We start from the raw sequence: 16,588 nt of genomic DNA, 5'->3' as shown, positions 1-16,588 counted from the left end.
GTCTCGAACCCGCGATGCGGATGCTGGCCCACGCCGCGCGGCTTGTCCGCCGGCGTGAACCGCGCCGGTCCGGCATAGTCGAGCAGCAGGAACGGCGAGAGGCCGCTTTCCGGCGACAGCATGGACCGCACCGGGAAGCCGTCACCGACCCAGTGGGCGTGCGGTGCGCTGGTCACTCCGAGGATCTTTCTCATGGGGCTCACTCCTTTCCGGCCCGCGCCTGCAGGATTGCAGGGGACCCGTGTCGGCCGTGAGATGGCCCCGCGGCGGGGAGTGGACAAGGGGTTGCGGCATTCGCTCCGTTGCCGGTTCGGCACCGGTCCGCGCGTGAAAGCCATGTGATCTAAGTCCGGTGTACGTCGTTGGCGGGCTTGTCCTCCCGAAGCCCTTTGAAAGCCCCATGCCGCAGCAACCCGTCGCTGGTGCGCGTGGCGTAATGGATCTGCGCCACGAGCTCCGGGCGCACCCACACCACGCTGCGCCGCTGCATGGCGGTCAGCGCGGTCGAGAACGGGGAGACGGCCTGCTTGAGAGGCTGCAGCGTCTTCCAAAGCGCGCGCGCGGCATCGTGGGTGAAGCCGGTTCCGACGCGGCCGGCGTAAACCAGCTGTCCCTTCTCGAATGTGCCGAGCGCGAGGGCTCCCACCGCCTTCGCATCGACCGTCGACACTAGATACCCCCCGATCACGAACTCGTCGGTCTGGATGCACTTGGATTTGAGCCAGTCCCCGCCGCGGCCCGAGTGATACGGTTGATCGGCACGTTTGGAGATCACGCCCTCGAGCCCGAGCGCGCAGGCTTCCTTCAGCACCGTCGCGCCGTCGCTCGCGAGATGCTCGCTGTAGCGGAGCCTTTTGGAGCGGCTGGTCGCCATCACGTCCTTCAGCAGGTCCTTGCGGGCGAGCAAGGGCGCCTGCGTGACATCAACGCCGTCGAGATGCAGGAGATCGAAGGCGATGAACATCATGTCCTCGGAGCGCCCGGTCTCCAGGGCCTCGACAAGCTTGGCGAAGCTCGTGACGCCGGCCTTCGTCTCCACAACCACCTCGCCGTCGATCAGCGCACGCTTGAGCTTCAATCCCGTGAGCGCCTTGGCAATGGACGGAAAGCGCGCTGTCCAGTCGAGCCCGGTCCGCGTCAGCAGCTGCACCGTGCCGCCGTCGATGCGCGCCTGCAGCCGGTAGCCGTCGAACTTGATCTCGTGCACCCAGGTGTCGCCGGCGGGCGGCGCGTGGGAAAGCTTCGCAAGGCAGGGCGCGACGAACCTCGGCAGCAGGTCGGGCGTGCGCCGCTTCGAAGCCTTCGCCGCGCGGGACGCCTTCCGGGCCGGTCTCTCCACGGAACTCATACGGCCCGAGCCGCATTCGCTTGGAGCGCGTTTTTGCGCGTGATCGGGAGAAAGGGGTCGCCAATGCCCATCGTCACCACAGCCATTCTGACCTTCATCATTCTTGTCGGCATCGGCGTCATCGTCGGTCTGCTCTTCAATCGCAGGGGGCGGAACTGGCTCGGCCGCCAGGTCGCGGACGCCACCGGCGCCGGCGATGTGACTTATAGCCTGGTCGGGATCGCAGGCTCCTTCATGGGCTTCCACATCGGCGTCATCCTCGGCATCCTCCCCTCGATCCTTCTTTATGTCCTCGCCATTCTGGGTGCGGCGGTGACGATCTGGCTCTGGCGGGGCCGCTGATCACGCCCGCTCATCGATGCCCGTCCACGAGTTTGCGGATCGCGCCCCTGAGCGGGCGCGCCGCCTTGTCGTAGTCGGCCCAGGCTTTACTCGTGGACAGCAGCGCCGGCACTGACCGCAGCGTGAAGCGCATCGGATCGAGCCCCTTGCGCACCTGCGCCCACGTGAGCGGCATCGACACCGGTGCGCCGGGACGCGCGCGCGGCGAGAGCGGGGCCACCGCTGTCGCCATGCGGTCGTTGCGCAGATAGTCGAGAAAGATCTTTCCGCCCCGGAGCTTCTTGGTCATTGTCGTCAGGTAGCGGTCGGGGCGATCGTGGGCCATCGCCTCGCACACGGCATTCGCGAACGTCTTGGCCTCGTCCCATCCGAGCCCATCTTTGCCGCCGGTCTTGAGCGGCACCACCACGTGCAGCCCCTTGCCGCCGGTCGTCTTGCAGAAGGGCACGAGCCCGAGCTTTTCGAGCCGGACCCGCAGCTCGTTCGCCGCCGCCACCACCGCGCCGAAATCGACATCCGGCGCCGGATCGAGATCGAACACCAGCCGTCCCGGCACCGTGGGCGCGTTGGGGGCGCAGTTCCACGGATGGAACTCCAGCGCCGCCGCCTGCGCCATGGCCACCAGTCCTTCTACGCTGTCGATCTGGATATAAGGCTCCCGGTCACCGGCAATCCGCACCAGCGAGACGTGATCCGAGGTGCCGCGCATGGCGTGGCGCTGGAAGAACGTTTCGCCCTCGATTCCATCGGGCGCGCGGACGACCGAGCACGGGCGGCCCGCAATGTGCGGCAGCATCCAGTCGCCGACGGCTTCGAGATAACGCGCAAGATCGGCCTTGGTGACGGCGTCCCCGCCCTTGGCCGCCGGCCATAGCACTTTGTCGGGTTTGGTGATCGTAATCCCGAGCACCGGATCGTCGCCATCGGAATGCCAGATCGCATCCGGCTTGAACGCGGCGCTCTTGCCGAGCATGAACGGTTTTGGGCTCTTGCCCTTGCCCGCCGCGATCATCGCCATGCTTCGCCCCGACGCGACCGAACGGTCCTTCTTCAAGAGAGCATCCTTGTCGCTCGGCTTGGCGTAGTCGTCGCGGTGCTTGATCAACAGCCAGTTGGTGCGGTTTCCGCCCGTGCGGTCGGCCTTCATGCGCACCAGCACCCAGCTCCCCTTGAGCTTCGTACCGGCAAGCAGGATCTTGAGATCGCCGTCGGCAAGAGCTTTCGACGCCGGCTTGTCGCCCTCGGGCATCCAGAAACCGCGGTCCCAAACCATTACGGTTCCGCCGCCGTACTCGCCCTTGGGGATCGTCCCCTCGAAGTCGCCGTAGTCGAGCGGATGGTCCTCGACCTCGACGGCGAGCCGCTTGTCATTGGGATCGAGAGATGGCCCGCGCGTCACTGCCCATGATTTGAGAACGCCGTCCATCTCCAGGCGGAAATCGTAATGAAGGCGGGTCGCGTCGTGTTTCTGGATGACGAAGCGCGGATACTCCGCAGTGCGAACGGCCGTTTTTCCGCTGGGCTCCTCGGTCTTCGTGAAGTCGCGTTTGGCGCGGTAGGCCGAGAGTTTCTTGGGTTTCGCCATCTCTCACAACCCGTGCCGCAGCAGATGAGTTTCCCTCACGCCCGCTTCTTGGTGCCGCGCGAGCTCTTGGACTTGGCGCTTGCCGCTTTCGGCGTACCGCCGCCACCCTCTTTGCCGACGCTGCGCTTCAAGGCCTCCATCAGGTCGACGATGTTGCCGCCCTTGGGACGATCCTGCTCGTGGGCGACAATCTTGCGGCCCTTGAGTTTGTCCTGGATCAGCGCCTTGAGCGCGGTCTGGTAGTGGTCCTCGAACTTGTCCGGCTTGAACGCGCTGGACTTCTTGCCGATCAGCTGCACGGCGAGGTCGACCATTTCCTTGTCCGGCTTGGTGCCAGGCACTTCGTCGAAGAAGTCGGCCGGCTCGCGAAGCTCCTCCGCGTAGCGCAGCATCTCCATCACGAGGCCGTCTCCGAGCGGCGCGATCGCGACCAGCCATTCCCGGCCCGAGATCGTGATCTGCGCCAGCCCCACCTTGCCGGTTTTCCTGAGCGCTTCGCGGATCACCACATAGCCTTCGCCGGAAAGCTCGTCCGTCGGTGCCACGAAGTAGGGACGCTCGAAGTAGCGATAGTCGATATCCTTGGCATCGACGAACTGCACGAGGTCGATGGTCTTTTTGCTCTCGAGCTTGATGGCGTCGATTTCCTCGGGATCGAGGGTGACATAGGTGTCCTTGTCCACCTCGTAGCCCTTGACGATGTCGCCGCTCTCGATCTTCCCGACGCCCGCCACGACCTTTTCGTAGTTGACCCGCTTGCCCGATGGCTTGTGGATCTGGCGGAAGGAGATGTCCGCCTTGGATTCCACGGCGTTGTAGATTTCGACGCCGATGGTGACGAGCGACAGTCTGAGGAAGCCTTTCCAGTAGGCACGGGCCGCTTTTGGCATGACGCGAAACTCTCGAATGCGAGGCAAAGGACCAAGATGTTGTGGTCCCGATTGATGAGGAACGCAAGATCATGCGCCGGAGTTTCGTTGTGCCCCACTCGGCCTCGTGTCCGGCAGTTAACGCGAGCTGAAGCAGGAGGGGAGGAGGGGCTACGCGTTTAAGCGCTATTGACCCCGCAACGGGCAGTTGCGAGGCTCGTTAACCGGTTGAGGCTAACGGGGGACCAGCCATGCAGAACGCCGACGACCGTGTGCCGGGTCCGTCCGCCCCGACGGCCGAGCCGGCCCTGCACAGGGTCATGCGCCCCTGGCTGCTCCTCCTCTTCATCGTCGGCGATATTCTGGGAACCGGCATCTACGCCCTGACGGGCAAAGTCGCGAACCTTGTCGGCGGTGCCGTCTGGCTGCCCTTTCTCATGGCCTTCGGCGTGGCGCTGCTCACCGCCTTCAGCTACCTCGAGCTGGTCACCAAGTATCCGCGCGCCGCCGGCGCCGCCCTCTATACGCACCGCGCCTTCGGCATCCACTTCGTGACGTTTCTGGTGGCCTTCGCCGTCATGAGCTCCGGGATCACCTCGGCCTCCACCGCCTCGCGCGCCTTCGCCGCCAATCTGTCCGACGCCTTCCATCTCGATCTCGCCGAGGGCATCGGCGTCACCCTCGTGGGCTTGGCATTCATGGCCGTCGTCGCTGTCATCAATTTCCGTGGCGTGGGCGAAAGCGTAAAGCTCAACGTGCTTTTGACCTGCGTCGAGCTGACGGGCCTTTTGATCATCATCACGATCGGCCTCTGGGCCATCGGCCGCGGCGAGGGCGACGTGTCGCGCATCTTCGAATTCAAGGCCAGTGAAGGAACGGGGGGAGCCATCTGGGCCGCAATCGCCGCGACGACGCTCGCGTTCTTCGCCATGGTTGGTTTCGAGGACAGCGTCAACATGGCCGAGGAGACCAAGGATCCGATTCGCACCTTCCCCAGGATCCTGCTGCTCGGCCTCTTCATCACGGGCACGATCTATCTCCTGGTCTCCATCTCCGCCATCACGCTCGTGCCGCCCGCCGAGCTCGGCGAAGGCGAGACGCCGCTTCTGAAGGTCGTGGCCGCCGGCGCCCCGAACTTCCCGCTCGGCGTCTTCGGCTTCATCACCATGTTCGCCGTCGCCAACAGCGCGCTGATCAACATGTTGATGGCAAGCCGCCTCGTCTACGGCATGAGCCGCGAGCACGTTCTGCCTCCCGCGCTCGGCAAGGTGCATGCGACACGCCGCACGCCCTATGTGGCCATCGCCTTCACGACGCTCCTGGCCGTCGCATTGATCACGTTCGTTGGCGAGGTGCCGGCGCTCGGCGGCACGACGGCGCTGCTCCTGATCTGTGTCTTCACCATCGTCAACATCGCCGTTCTTGTGCTGCGGCGTGATCCCGTGGAGCACCAGCATTTTCGCACGCCGACCATCCTTCCCATCCTCGGCGCCGCGACCTGCGCCTTCCTCGCCGGACCGTGGACGGGTCGCGATCCGGTGCAATACCGTATAGCTGGCGCACTGCTAGCCATCGGCGTTGGGCTCTGGCTGATCACGGTCTGGATCAACCGCGCGACGGGCACCAAGCCGTCAGAGCCGCAGGCCGACGACATCGGCGGCAAAGGGCCGAGAAATTGAGGCTTCGGCCGACGTTTGGAACTCTCTTTGTTGCAGGGCGTTCAATATTCGCAAGGCCCCCAACAAAGGAGACGTCCATGGGTAACGAGAACCGGAATCCCGGTCAGCAGGGCGGACAGGCCCAGCGTGACCAGCAGAACCAGCAAGACCCGAACAAGCGCCGCGACCAGCAGGACCCCAACAAGAAGCAGCAGGATCAGCAGCGCCACCGCGATCCGCAGCCGGGTGATCCCGAAGACGATCGCAGCAACGATCAGCGCCAGGGCCAGGACCAGCGCAAGGACCACCAGCAGCGCTGACTGCAATTCAGAAAAACCAAAAAGCTTCTCGGAAAGACCTGACTCGGGGCCGCGGCGACGCGGCCCTTTATCTAGACGCCGCGCGGCTCTCCGCTGACCAGCCGCGAGATCGCCTCTTCGGCCCGCGCACGTTCTGCTGCGCCGAGATGCAACCCGGCCTTCGTGCGGCGCCAGAGCACGTCATCGGCCGAGCGCGCCCATTCGTGGTCCTTGAGATAAGTGACCTCCCGCTCCGTGAGGCCCCCGCCGATGGCCTCGCCGAGATCCCGCGCTGTCTTGGCGTCGCCAAGGACGCGATCGGCCCGTGTGCCGTAGAGAGAGACGACCCGCAGCAAGATGTCGTTCGCGATCCCGGGATAACGGACGACGAGAATGTCGTGCAGCCGTTCCAGCCCGCCCGCGCCGAGGTTGCCCCCCGGAAGCGGCGCATGCGCTGTCCAGGCGGGCCCCATACCGGGAAACCGAGGCGCGAGCTGGGTCAAAGCTGCCTCTGCGAGGCGGCGAAACGTCGTGATCTTGCCGCCAATGACGTTGAGCAGAGGTGGCGCGCCTTCCGCCTGCACGAGTTCGAAGCGATAGTCGCGCGAGACCGCCGCCGCGTTCGACGCGCCGTCGTCGACAAGCGGGCGCACGCCGGCGAACCGCCACACGATGTCGTCGTCCGTCAACGCGTGCGAGAGGAAACGCGACGCGGCGCCGAGCAGATAGCGCTCCTCCTCGCCGCTCGGGATGAAGCCGTCGTGCGGCGTGGCCACATTGACTTCCGTTGTGCCGATCATCGTGAACTGCTGCTCGAACGGCAGCACGAACACTACGCGCCCATCCGTGTTCTGCAGGAGATAGGCATCGTCGGCACCGGGGATGCGGGGCACCACAATATGGGTGCCGCGGACGAGGCGCAGCGCCGGCGGACGTCCATCTGCACCCAATAAGTCAGCGACCTCCGTGCACCAGGGGCCGGCGGCATTGACGATGGCGCGCGCCGTGACCGTCAAAGGTCCAACCGGTGTATCGGCCGTCACCTCCCAGGTCTCGCCACGCGGCACGATACGCGTCACCGGCGCGCGCGTGTGGATGGCGGCCCCACGCTCGGCTGCGTCCATCGCCACGGCAACGACAAGCCGCGCGTCGTCCACCCAGCAATCGTAGTACGAGAACCCGGTGTCGAAATCGGATCGCAGCGGCGTCCCCGCCGGATCGCGAGCAAGGTCCACCGCGCCCGAGCCGGGGATCTGTCGCCGCGCCGCCAGATGATCGTAGAGAAAGAGTCCAAGCCGGATGAGAGCTCGCGGCCGCATGCCCTCCGCATGAGGAATGACGAACCGCAGCGGGCGGATGAGATGAGGCGCGCGCGCAAGCAGCACCTCGCGTTCGGCCAGCGCCTCGCGCACCAGCCGGACCTCCCAATGCTCGAGGTAGCGCAGCCCGCCGTGGATCAGCTTCGAGCTTGCCGACGAGGTGCCGCTCGCCAGATCGGCCTTCTCGAACAGTGCGACGTCAAGACCCCGCCCTGCGGCATCGGCGGCGATGCCCACACCGTTGATGCCCCCGCCGATGACAACCAGATCGTAGGGCTTGCCCCGCATCAGCGCCCCGCTCCAAAGGCCTCAAATTTCGGGAAAGATCCGCTGTGCCGACACGAAAAGGCGGCCGGATCGATGAATCACGCAAGACATGATACTGAGAAACGGAGAGATCCGCGACGGCCCGGTCGCCTTGAAGCCGCCGCCTTCGCGCAGCACACACCTGGACCCTATGATGAAATATGCAATTCAAGCTCTTACTGCTTTGGCCGCCGTGCTCGGTGTCGGGCTGACACTTGCTCCGGCAGGCGACCTGCCGCAGCTCGCAACCGGCGACATCGTCTTTCAGAAGACGACTACCAGCGCCAGCGACGCCATCATGCTGGCGTCCAGCTCCCAGTACACCCATGTCGGCCTGGTCGAAATCAACAAGGCAGGAAAGCCGGTGGTCATCGAGGCCGTCGGCCCGGTCCGCGAGGTTCCGCTCGATGCCTGGATCAAGAAAGGCAACGGACGGCTCGTCACGATCAAGCGCCTCAAGGGGTTGACTGAAGATCAGGCTAAGCAGGCTGTCGCCAGCGCGCGCCAATACTTGGGGCGTCCCTACGATCACTATTTCTACGAAACGCGCGACCAGATTTATTGCAGCGAGCTTGTCTACGCCGCCTTTAAGGATGGGCCCGGCCTCACGGTGGGCAAAGAGGAGAAGGTGCGCGACCTCAATATCGATACGTCCGCAGCCCAGAAGCTCATTCAGCAGCGTTGGAAGACCCACCCGCTCTGTAAATCGAAGGGCGCACAGTCATTCAAGGCTTGCTACGACCTCATTCTCGATCAGACCCTGGTCACGCCGGCCAGCATCGCCCGCGATCCGCAAGTGGAGCTGGTCTATACGAGTTTCGGCTGGGGCGCCGAATAGTCTCCAAGACCCTGATCGCTTCGGATTCTCTATCGTCCGAAGCTCGAGTGGGAGGCCCGGAAGGGCAGGGGCGGAGGGGAAAGTCTGCCCGCCGGCGGCGGCGGTCCGGCACGTCCGAGAATGGCGTGCACGAGCCGATCCGGATCACGCTCGCCCGTGCGGGCAATCACGAACAGCCGTCGCGCCATGAGCTCGACCGGAAAGTCGGCATCGGCCTCTGACACAGCCCGATCGAGAACCTTCCTGAAGGTTTCGAGGTCGCTCGTTGTGTAGCCGGAGACATTCATCCGCATATCCTTGTCACGACGTCTCAAATCGAAACGCGCAACACCGCGCTCCGTTCCTATGAAATTCCGCGTCGCATCAATTCGCGCGTCGGGATCAGGAAGGGCGGGCGTTTCATGCTTGTGCAATGCAAAATCGCTCCGATGCTGCAAAGAGTTCGAGAAGAATTGCGTTGCGCTGTCCGCCGGTGTCTGATTGCAATGGCGATGGCGTCAGCCATCATTGTCAGTATTCGCGTGTAACGTGCGAAGCTGTCGGACTGGGACTGCGGGCCCGCACACGGGCCTTGCTCCAAGCGGATGCACGACCGTCATCGTGCCGCGAGGTACCCACTCATGACACTCCAAGAAGCCACCACCGTGCTTATCGTCGATCGGTCCCACGACTGGGGCCCCGCATTGAGAGAACGCCTGGTCGAGGCTGGAATTCAAGTTCACGTGGTCGACACGTGCCTAACGGCCTTTCGCTTTGCCAGCGTCAAAAAGATCGACGTAGCAGTCGTCGAATACGCCATGGACGAATGGACCGACACGCTTTGTGCAGGCCTCGAGCTTCGTGGCGTGCCGCATGTGTTCACTGCGGTTGGCAAGCACGACGACGTTCTCGTGCGGCGCTTTCCGAGCGAGCCCGCCCTGGTGGACGCTGTGGCGTGCAACTGATCGGATCGCCCGGCGTTCTTCGTCGGTGACCGCGTCAATCCGTGGCGTGGTCCTGATCGAGGACCGGGTCGACGAGCTGGGGCGGCGCGTGAAGATAGGCGGTCGCGCGCCTCTTCGCGGCGATGTCGCGCCACACGCTCTCGATCACGTCCGGCTGCAGCCCGCATGCCTCGGCCGCATCGGCGGCCGAATAGCCGTTGTTGAGGGCGAACAGACAGAGATCCATCCGCTGGTAGGGAAGAGCGAAATAGAACTCCTCCTGCGTTTGCGGCATCGACCAGGTGTCGGTTGTCGGCGGGCGAACACGGACCTCCTCGGGGATCCCGAGCGCGGCCGCAAGCTCATAGACCTGCGTCTTGTAGAGATGAGCGATGGGCTTCACGTCCGCGGCTCCGTCGCCGTTCTTGACGAAGAACCCCTGGTCGTACTCGAGCCGGTTGGGCGTGCCCGCGACGGCATAGTTGAGCCGGTCGGCATGGTAGTATTCGATCTGCTTGCGCGTGCGTTGCTTCATGTTGGTCGCGGCAATGATGCCGAGATAGACGTCGAGCGGCATGCGCATGCGCTGCGCTTCTCCGCCCGGCGGCTGCACGACCAGCGACGTGATGTTGAAGCCTTTGTTTTCGAGCGCATTGGGCAGCACGACCTTGCAGCCCCAGCCGGAGCCGAAATCCGGAACCAGACGCCGAATGAATGCGTCGCGGCGCGCGTAGCACCCGGCCGCCTCGAGCATGGGCGCGATATCCTCGACCACCGTCGCGATGCCGAGCGCCTCCGCGACGAGGCGGCCGAGCCTGAGGCTGTCGGGATCTGAATCCCTCTCGGGCATCAGCACGCCCAGCACGCGATCTGCGCCGACGGCGCGGGCCGCAAGTGCCGCCGTCACCGAGCTGTCGATACCGCCCGAGAGGCCGAGCACCACGCCACGCCGGCGAAAGCGCTTCAGCACGTGATCACGCATCGAGGCGGCGATCCGTTCGGTCTCCGCCGCCGCGTCGAGCGCCAGCGTGGCGAGCGTCAGCGGAGGAGAGGAGCGAGCGGAAAGCGCGGTCGGGTTGGCCGGCATCAAGCACCTCATTCGTGTTCCGCCGCAACGAGACGGCGTGAAAGCTTGCCATTGTCGCTCTTGGGTAGCTCAGTCCGGATCTCGACGATCTTCGGCAGCATGTAGTCTTCCAGATGAGCTGCGCAGTGGCGCAGGATGTCTTTCTCGGTGAGACCGACGGCCGGATCGCAGGCGACAACCGCCTTGATCGCCTCGCCGAGGACGGGATCGGGAACGCCGAGTACGACCGCCTCGCGCACGCCGCGAAGCGCATAGAGGACGCTCTCGACCTCCTTCGGCGCCACCTTCTCGCCGCGGCTCTTGATGATGTCGTCCTGGCGGCCGACGAAATAGAGATAACCCTCCTCGTCGGTACGGAAGAGATCGCCCGTGTAGAGGACGTGCTCCCAAGGATAGAGGCCCGGCCGCAGGGCCTTCGCCGTTGCCTCCGGATTTTCCCAGTAGCCCTGCATCACATGGGGGCCGCGAATGACGAGTTCGCCCACCTCGCCGGGGGCAGTCCGCTCGCCTGACGCGTTGACGACATAGGCCTCCGTATTCGGAATGGCGATGCCGACCGAGCCGGGCCGGATCGGGAGCTGGTCCGGCGGCAGATATGTGCAGCGCTTGCACTCCGTGAGCCCGTACATGGAGAAGATGCGCGTCCCCGGAAACAGCTCCTGCATGCGTTGGATGTGGGCCACCGGCAACGCGGCGGCGGTGTTGGTGATGTAACGCAGATCCGCGAGCGCACTGAGATCCACGCCCTTCATGTTGAGCAGCATGGAGGCCATGGTTGGCACCAGCGGGAAGCCGGTGACGCGCTCCTCGGCCATCTGCTTCAGGATCGCCATGGGGAAGGCGAACGAGCGCTCGAGCACCAGCGTCGCGCCGACCTTGAACGTCATTAGAACCTGATAGAGGCCGTAGTCGAAAGAGATCGGCAGCACGCTCATGACAATGTCGTCGGCGCGGCTCTCGAGGTAGGTCGTGATCGAGGTCGCCGCTGCGACGACATTACGGTGCAGCATCATCACGCCCTTGGGCTGGCCGGTGCTGCCGGAAGTGTAGACGAGCATCGCCAGGTCGACGTCCGTCGCGGCGCGCGGCGGCGTCACGTCGGGAGCCGTGTCGGCGAGAGCTGCTTCGAAAGACAGCGATCCGGGCAGGCTCTCGCCCCGTGCGTCGCCTGCCACGACCGTGATGCGCACTGTGGGTGCGTCGGCGGTCGCCTGCGCCACCACGCCGGTATGGCGCGCCTCGGTGAGGATCGCGGCCGCGCGGCAATTGTTGAGGATGTAGGCGAGCTTGTTGGCCTTGGTCGTCGGATTGACGGGCGAGAACACGGCGCCCGCCTTGAGCGCCGCGAAGATGGCGATCACGGCTTCGGCCGAATTGTCCATGAACACGACGACGCGCTCGCCATGTTTCAGTCCGCGAGCCGCGAGCGAAGTAGCGAGCCGGTCGGCGGCTGCGTCGAGTTGGGCGTAGGTCCAGCGCTTGCCCGCCGCGACGAGAGCCACCTTGTCCGGAGACCGGCGGGCAGACTGGGAAAGAAAATGCTCAACACGCACGACACGCGGCTCCATGCGGTATGCGCCGCCCGAAAGCGGCGGCTGCACCGGTCAACTCAGGACGATCTCTTGCGGGCAACGAAGGCGGAGATGGCGCGGATCGAGTCGAGATTTTCGGGCACGATCTCCGCGTCCTGCATGACGATGCCGAATCTCTCTTCCAGGAATGCCACCAGTTCCAGCACGCCGGTCGAATCGAGAAGGTCGGCCGCCATCAGCGATTGATCGTCGAGAAGTTCTGCGGAATTGCTCCTGAACAGAAAATTCTCTTCGATAAAGGCCCTGACAGCCGGCGCAATCGGCTCATCGTCCAGCGATGGCTGCGTGACGGCTTGAAGCATGATGTCCTCCCAGGAACGTTACGTTTGTTTCGTTTTTTCGTTGGCAGAAGCTATCGTGCCAGACTGAAGTGGAAAGAATACCCGTGAGAGCCACGGTGTCGCGGTAACCTGCGATACGCCCCGCGCGCCGTTTTGCGTCTAGTTTCGCAACGGCGGTGGCATCGAAGTAGCCCTGCTCGCGCACGCGTTCCGCCGACAGGCTGGACGCGATCCACGCGGGGGCGGACGGATCGGAGAACGCCTGCGCATCGGGTGCGCGATAGGGTTGCTTGGGGCGGTTTCCGACGGCCGTCGGCAGCATATCCCGAGCGGCCTCGCGGAGGATATGCTTTTCCCGCAGTCCCTTGAGCTTGAGCCGCGGGGGAATGCGCGCGGCTAGCTCCACCACGCGGTGGTCGAGGAACGGAAAGCGCCCCTCGACCGCATGTGCCATCGCCACGCGATCGCCCTGCGACGAAAGGATGTAGCCCGGAAGAAGATGCGCGGCCTCGAGATACTGGGCCTGCGAAAGCCGGTGCCAGCGCGAGAAATCCTGCGGAAGCCGCTCCCTCAGCTCGGCGAGCGCGTCATAGCCCTGAAGCTCACGCGCCATCTCAGGCGAATAGAACACTTTCGCGGCTGACGTGTTGCGGAACCGCGGCAGATGCGAGAACAGCGGATCGTGAAGGTCTTCGGGGCGCGCCTTGAAGAACGCTTCGAGATACGCCGGTTGTTGGTTCTGAAGTCCCGGAAGATAGGGATAGAGCCGCTTGAACAGCATCGGCCGCGAGTGCGATCCCGGCTGCCGCGCGCAGAAGCGGCGCACGGCGGATTCCTTGAAGATGTCGTACCCGGCGAAAACTTCATCCGCGCCCTCGCCGGTCAGCACGACCTTGAATCCGTTCTCGTGCACCCGGCGCGAAAGCAGGAACAGCGGCGCCGGCGCCGTTCTGAGCATCGGCCGCTCGGTTGCGCGCACGACACTGGGGAAGATCTCGGCGATGTCGCGCGTCCCGCAGCCGAACCGATGGTGATCGGTTGCGAGCGCCTTCACCATGTGATCCTGGAAGGCGCTCTCGTCGAACTCGGCATCCTCGAACGCGATCGAGAACGACGTCAGGCGATCCGGTTGAAGCGCCTTCGCCATGGCCGTAACGAGCGACGAGTCGAGCCCGCCGCTGAGATAGGATCCGACCGGCACATCCGAGCGCAGGCGGATGCGCGTCGCATCCACGAGCAAGGCGCGCACCTCCTCGGTGATTGCTGCCTCGTCGCCGTCGAGCGGGTCGTCGGCCTCCGGATAGTCGAGCCGCCAATACGCAGAGACCTCCGTGCGTCCGTCACGGGCCACCAGGATATGTCCGGGCGGCAGCTCACTGATACCTTTGAAATGCGTGCGGGGCGCCAGCGGGAACCAGAAGGTGAAGGTCTGGTCGAGCGCAATCGGGTCGAGCTCGGCCGATACGCCGGGAACGGCGAGAAGCGCCTTGATCTCTGATGCGAAGTAGAGGGTGCCTCCGACCGTCGTATAGAACAGCGGCCGTACGCCCATGCGATCGCGGGCAAGAAAGAGCTCGCGGCGCGTCCGATCCCAGATCGCGAATGCAAAGTCGCCGTTGAGCTTCTCGACGCAGCGCCCCCCGAGCTTCTCGTAAAGTCGCAGGATGACTTCCGTGTCCGACTGAGTGCGGAACTGCACCCCCTCGGCGATCAGCTCCTGCCTCAACTCGACGTAGTTGAAAATCTCGCCGTTGAATGCGATCCACGTCGCGTCCCGCTCGCCGGACATCGGTTGATGACCGCCGCCGATGTCGATGATGCTGAGGCGGGCGTGCCCAAGCCCGGCGTTTCCGTCGACATAGGCGCCGGCGTCGTCGGGGCCGCGGTGACGCAACGCCCCAATCATGTCCGTGAGGATGCTACGCCCCACGTCCTCGCTGCTGTCGACGCCACAATATCCGGCTACCCCGCACACGACGGATGCCACCCCTATCTTGGTCCCTCAGTAAAGCTACAGCAGTACTGGGATGTTTGAAAGGAATCAGCCGCATGCAGATTGGATTTGCGTTAACGGCGCGCCTTTCAGCCCCTTATTAGACCACCGCAGCTTCTTTATAGAAATGCCTCGGTTCGTAAATCGCGACCCAGGGTAAGCATGCATAAGCAGCTGTCCCAGCTTGGCGCGATATGCGAGCGGGTCTTTAGACGAATGTCTGCCCGATGATACGCGTCCAGCATTCGCCCGCCAGCCCCGTCAGCATCGCGTCGCCGCACCGGATTGCCGTCACGATCTCTGGGTTCTTGCAATGAATTTGTGTCGATGTGCGCTGCACAAGCACGCTGCGGCGCGAAAGTAGCGCCGCCGATGTGCGGGGCTCGATTTTGCCGAAGAGGGCGACACATCCGAGTTCATCGGCATGCGAAAGCAGGCTGTCGACGACAGATTCCATGCCTTCCGGCCGCCCGGTGAGCTGCATGACGAACCCAACGCGATGCCGTTGACCGTAGTAAATGTAAAATCCAAGCGGCCGGCCCGTTTTAGTGAAGACCATTCGCTTGTAGACCTTGCCGTAAAACGATTTCTCGGACGCATGCCCAAGCTTCCAGAGCAGGCTTGCCGGATCGGTGACGGGTTGCAGCCGGTAGGACGCAGCAAGGCCCGGCAAATGCTCGGCGATCTCGTCGTCCGTCACATCCCGGTCGGTGAACGTTCCGACGGTCGGCGTCTCGAGCCGCAGCGGGTTGATCTTGGCGTGAGTGACGAGAAAGTCCGTGGCGGCGGTCAGTGGTCGTGCGAGCCGCGCCGCCCAGGTCCCGAGAAAGTAAGTCGCAAGGCCCGAAGGACGCAGCACGCGCACCCAGTCCGTGCCATAGCCCGGAATTGTCCGCCCGCCGAGTGGCTTCCACAGCCCCACGGCCAGCGGTGACGACCATTCCGAATACGTCAGCTCCTGCTTGCCCGCAAAGAACGCCCGCACCAGCTTGGCCGCGACGAGCGGATTTTCCTTCGGCCGGTCGACGAGGATCGAATGGCCGATGGCGGCGCGAACCGGCCGCCCGTCGAGTTCCATACGCGAGGGCAGGATCCCCATGAACCCTGCCGCGCGGTCGCCCTCGACGGCATAGACGAGCGGCGGGATCTCCGGGTCGAACCAGGGATGACCGAGGAAGAGATCGTCGAAATAGGGCACGAGCGTGCTCGGCACCGGCGCGTCCACGCCGAAATACGTGTCGACGAACATGCGCGCGACAAGCGGGGTATCGTCCTTGCGCATCGGCCTAATGCGTGTCTCCGGCGGGTTGTGAGACATGAGTTCGCGAGACCTCGATCGCGGGCTGGCGGCATGGGCCGCGAGTCGACGTGTGGGATTGAAAGCTATTGTGCCGTGAAACGAAGCAATTGAGAACGGCGAAGCGAGAATGCGTTGCGCAAGGCGGGGCATCTGATGCGGATCGGATGCCGGGCGGAGCGCGCCCATGTTTCCCGCACGCCCCTCGCGCGCGCAAGTGCGACCGGCAGCGTCATGCCGGGCGAGCCGCAAAGGGCGCCATTATGCCATTGATTTATAGAGGAGAAATTTGATCGGAAAATTTTTAGAACAGGGCTGACGCAAGAAATAGGGACGCACAACGGACACCCTTGGCAGGCTCGCTCGGCGGCGACGGATCCCGATATCCGAAACACACCGCGGGACGATTGAAGCGCATCTCGCGCATGTGCGCGTCCTCCAAAAGGATGATCAGGGAGCAATTTTTCGAGGCGCGGATGTGGAGCAGTGTCATGACCCGAACGACGGAGTTCGTGCGGGAGGGAAGACATCCGCCGACGGTGCGGGCTCCGGCCCGCAGCGCACTCTTATTTTCCCAGACCAGCTTTCTCATTCTCCAGCTCGGCGAGCAGGCTCTCTTGCTCCGCGATCCGGTCTGAATTTCGGGCCTCGTCGGCGGCGCCGGAGTAGGCGGCGGCCTGCTCGACGAGCGTACGAATGTTTTCACGCACCAACGCGATGCGGCGGTCGAGTTCGGCGGCAATCGGGTCAACGGCCATTTGCAGGAACCTCCTGAGATCGGCGCAGCAGGCAGTCGCACGCGCGAGGCTTTGAGCGCGGCAGAGTAGCAGCGCGGTTGCTTCCAGACAAAA

16 protein-coding genes and 1 pseudogene are annotated in these 16,588 nt (G+C 64.3%); 5 read left to right on the top strand and 12 right to left on the bottom strand.

The features are described from left to right. Together QZV93_RS14735 and ligD (QZV93_RS14730) are read right to left on the bottom strand one after the other, a co-directional pair. A pseudogene (locus QZV93_RS14735) lies at positions 1–194 on the bottom strand (pirin family protein); the annotation flags it as partial. Between the two features lie 149 nt (positions 195–343). Beyond that, positions 344–1,348 carry a non-homologous end-joining DNA ligase gene (ligD, locus tag QZV93_RS14730; RefSeq protein ID WP_295559381.1) on the bottom strand — a complete coding sequence of 335 codons (1,005 nt, stop codon included), beginning with the start codon at positions 1,346–1,348 and terminating at the stop codon, positions 344–346. A 63-nt stretch (positions 1,349–1,411) separates the two neighbouring features. Between ligD (QZV93_RS14730) and QZV93_RS14725 the strand changes: the two genes are divergently transcribed. Further along, positions 1,412–1,690, top strand: coding sequence for a transglycosylase (locus QZV93_RS14725; protein WP_295559380.1), 279 nt, complete (start codon positions 1,412–1,414; stop codon positions 1,688–1,690). 10 nt (positions 1,691–1,700) lie between these two features. Here the strand turns inward: QZV93_RS14725 and ligD (QZV93_RS14720) are convergent, their stop codons facing one another. Both ligD (QZV93_RS14720) and QZV93_RS14715 read right to left on the bottom strand, forming a co-directional pair. Then, complete coding sequence (gene ligD / locus QZV93_RS14720; RefSeq protein WP_295559379.1) at positions 1,701–3,275, bottom strand: non-homologous end-joining DNA ligase; 1,575 nt, start codon at positions 3,273–3,275, stop codon at positions 1,701–1,703. Positions 3,276–3,310: 35 nt separating this feature from the next. Beyond that, the gene (locus QZV93_RS14715) at positions 3,311–4,165 is read right to left on the bottom strand and encodes a Ku protein (protein WP_295559378.1); all 855 of its coding nucleotides are present in this window, start codon (positions 4,163–4,165) and stop codon (positions 3,311–3,313) included. Between the two features lie 230 nt (positions 4,166–4,395). Here QZV93_RS14715 and QZV93_RS14710 point away from each other — a divergent pair, with 230 nt between their 5' ends. Together QZV93_RS14710 and QZV93_RS14705 are read left to right on the top strand one after the other, a co-directional pair. After that, positions 4,396–5,823: an APC family permease gene (locus QZV93_RS14710; RefSeq protein WP_295559377.1), complete on the top strand. Its 1,428-nt coding sequence runs from the start codon at positions 4,396–4,398 to the stop codon at positions 5,821–5,823. A 77-nt stretch (positions 5,824–5,900) separates the two neighbouring features. Next, complete coding sequence (locus QZV93_RS14705) at positions 5,901–6,122, top strand: hypothetical protein (protein ID WP_295559376.1); 222 nt, start codon at positions 5,901–5,903, stop codon at positions 6,120–6,122. A 71-nt stretch (positions 6,123–6,193) separates the two neighbouring features. Here QZV93_RS14705 and glpD read toward each other — a convergent pair whose 3' ends face one another. Further along, positions 6,194–7,708 (bottom strand): glycerol-3-phosphate dehydrogenase, encoded by a 1,515-nt coding sequence (gene glpD, locus QZV93_RS14700; RefSeq protein WP_295559375.1) that lies wholly within the window; start codon positions 7,706–7,708, stop codon positions 6,194–6,196. Positions 7,709–7,796: 88 nt separating this feature from the next. Between glpD and QZV93_RS14695 the strand changes: the two genes are divergently transcribed. Beyond that, complete coding sequence (locus QZV93_RS14695; protein WP_295559374.1) at positions 7,797–8,564, top strand: YiiX/YebB-like N1pC/P60 family cysteine hydrolase; 768 nt, start codon at positions 7,797–7,799, stop codon at positions 8,562–8,564. 29 nt (positions 8,565–8,593) lie between these two features. Here QZV93_RS14695 and QZV93_RS14690 read toward each other — a convergent pair whose 3' ends face one another. Next, positions 8,594–8,851, bottom strand: a complete 258-nt coding sequence (locus QZV93_RS14690) for a hypothetical protein (RefSeq protein ID WP_295559373.1) — start codon at positions 8,849–8,851, stop codon at positions 8,594–8,596. A 333-nt stretch (positions 8,852–9,184) separates the two neighbouring features. Between QZV93_RS14690 and QZV93_RS14685 the strand changes: the two genes are divergently transcribed. Continuing rightward, positions 9,185–9,508 carry a hypothetical protein gene (locus QZV93_RS14685; protein ID WP_295559372.1) on the top strand — a complete coding sequence of 108 codons (324 nt, stop codon included), beginning with the start codon at positions 9,185–9,187 and terminating at the stop codon, positions 9,506–9,508. A gap of 34 nt (positions 9,509–9,542) precedes the next feature. Here QZV93_RS14685 and nadE read toward each other — a convergent pair whose 3' ends face one another. The 6 genes from nadE to QZV93_RS14655 form a co-directional block, all read right to left on the bottom strand. Then, on the bottom strand, positions 9,543–10,574 hold the full coding sequence (gene nadE, locus QZV93_RS14680; RefSeq protein ID WP_295559371.1) for an NAD(+) synthase: 1,032 nt from the start codon (positions 10,572–10,574) through the stop codon (positions 9,543–9,545). Between the two features lie 8 nt (positions 10,575–10,582). Further along, entirely contained in the window at positions 10,583–12,127 is a 1,545-nt protein-coding gene (locus tag QZV93_RS14675; RefSeq protein WP_295559370.1) for an AMP-binding protein, read from the bottom strand. Between the two features lie 56 nt (positions 12,128–12,183). Then, positions 12,184–12,468 (bottom strand): acyl carrier protein, encoded by a 285-nt coding sequence (locus QZV93_RS14670; protein ID WP_295559369.1) that lies wholly within the window; start codon positions 12,466–12,468, stop codon positions 12,184–12,186. Then, a complete protein-coding gene (gene asnB, locus QZV93_RS14665; protein WP_295559383.1) occupies positions 12,431–14,422 on the bottom strand; it encodes an asparagine synthase (glutamine-hydrolyzing) in 1,992 nt (663 codons plus the stop codon). The genes QZV93_RS14670 and asnB overlap by 38 nt, the downstream gene beginning before the upstream one ends. A 226-nt stretch (positions 14,423–14,648) precedes the next feature. Further along, positions 14,649–15,722, bottom strand: coding sequence for a hypothetical protein (locus tag QZV93_RS14660; protein WP_295559368.1), 1,074 nt, complete (start codon positions 15,720–15,722; stop codon positions 14,649–14,651). Positions 15,723–16,303: 581 nt separating this feature from the next. After that, on the bottom strand, positions 16,304–16,495 hold the full coding sequence (locus QZV93_RS14655) for a hypothetical protein (RefSeq protein ID WP_295559367.1): 192 nt from the start codon (positions 16,493–16,495) through the stop codon (positions 16,304–16,306). Between the last annotated feature and the right edge of the window lie 93 nt (positions 16,496–16,588).

This window comes from uncultured Hyphomicrobium sp., assembly GCF_902826555.1.
Taxonomy (GTDB): Bacteria; Pseudomonadota; Alphaproteobacteria; order Rhizobiales; family Hyphomicrobiaceae; genus Hyphomicrobium_C.
Note: the sequence above shows the minus strand (reverse complement) of the source record. Positions and strands in the feature narration are given on the sequence as shown.

Coding starts and splice junctions, on each gene's coding strand:
- QZV93_RS14690 (WP_295559373.1), bottom strand. CDS start 8,851: ATGAATGTCTCCGGCTACACAACGAGCGACCTCGAAACCTTCAGGAAG.
- QZV93_RS14660 (WP_295559368.1), bottom strand. CDS start 15,722: ATGCGCAAGGACGATACCCCGCTTGTCGCGCGCATGTTCGTCGACACG.
- glpD (WP_295559375.1), bottom strand. CDS start 7,708: ATGCGGGGCAAGCCCTACGATCTGGTTGTCATCGGCGGGGGCATCAAC.
- QZV93_RS14725 (WP_295559380.1), top strand. CDS start 1,412: ATGCCCATCGTCACCACAGCCATTCTGACCTTCATCATTCTTGTCGGC.
- QZV93_RS14685 (WP_295559372.1), top strand. CDS start 9,185: ATGACACTCCAAGAAGCCACCACCGTGCTTATCGTCGATCGGTCCCAC.
- QZV93_RS14710 (WP_295559377.1), top strand. CDS start 4,396: ATGCAGAACGCCGACGACCGTGTGCCGGGTCCGTCCGCCCCGACGGCC.
- QZV93_RS14695 (WP_295559374.1), top strand. CDS start 7,797: ATGATACTGAGAAACGGAGAGATCCGCGACGGCCCGGTCGCCTTGAAG.
- QZV93_RS14655 (WP_295559367.1), bottom strand. CDS start 16,495: ATGGCCGTTGACCCGATTGCCGCCGAACTCGACCGCCGCATCGCGTTG.
- QZV93_RS14705 (WP_295559376.1), top strand. CDS start 5,901: ATGGGTAACGAGAACCGGAATCCCGGTCAGCAGGGCGGACAGGCCCAG.
- QZV93_RS14670 (WP_295559369.1), bottom strand. CDS start 12,468: ATGCTTCAAGCCGTCACGCAGCCATCGCTGGACGATGAGCCGATTGCG.
- nadE (WP_295559371.1), bottom strand. CDS start 10,574: ATGCCGGCCAACCCGACCGCGCTTTCCGCTCGCTCCTCTCCTCCGCTG.
- ligD (WP_295559381.1), bottom strand. CDS start 1,348: ATGAGTTCCGTGGAGAGACCGGCCCGGAAGGCGTCCCGCGCGGCGAAG.
- ligD (WP_295559379.1), bottom strand. CDS start 3,275: ATGGCGAAACCCAAGAAACTCTCGGCCTACCGCGCCAAACGCGACTTC.
- QZV93_RS14715 (WP_295559378.1), bottom strand. CDS start 4,165: ATGCCAAAAGCGGCCCGTGCCTACTGGAAAGGCTTCCTCAGACTGTCG.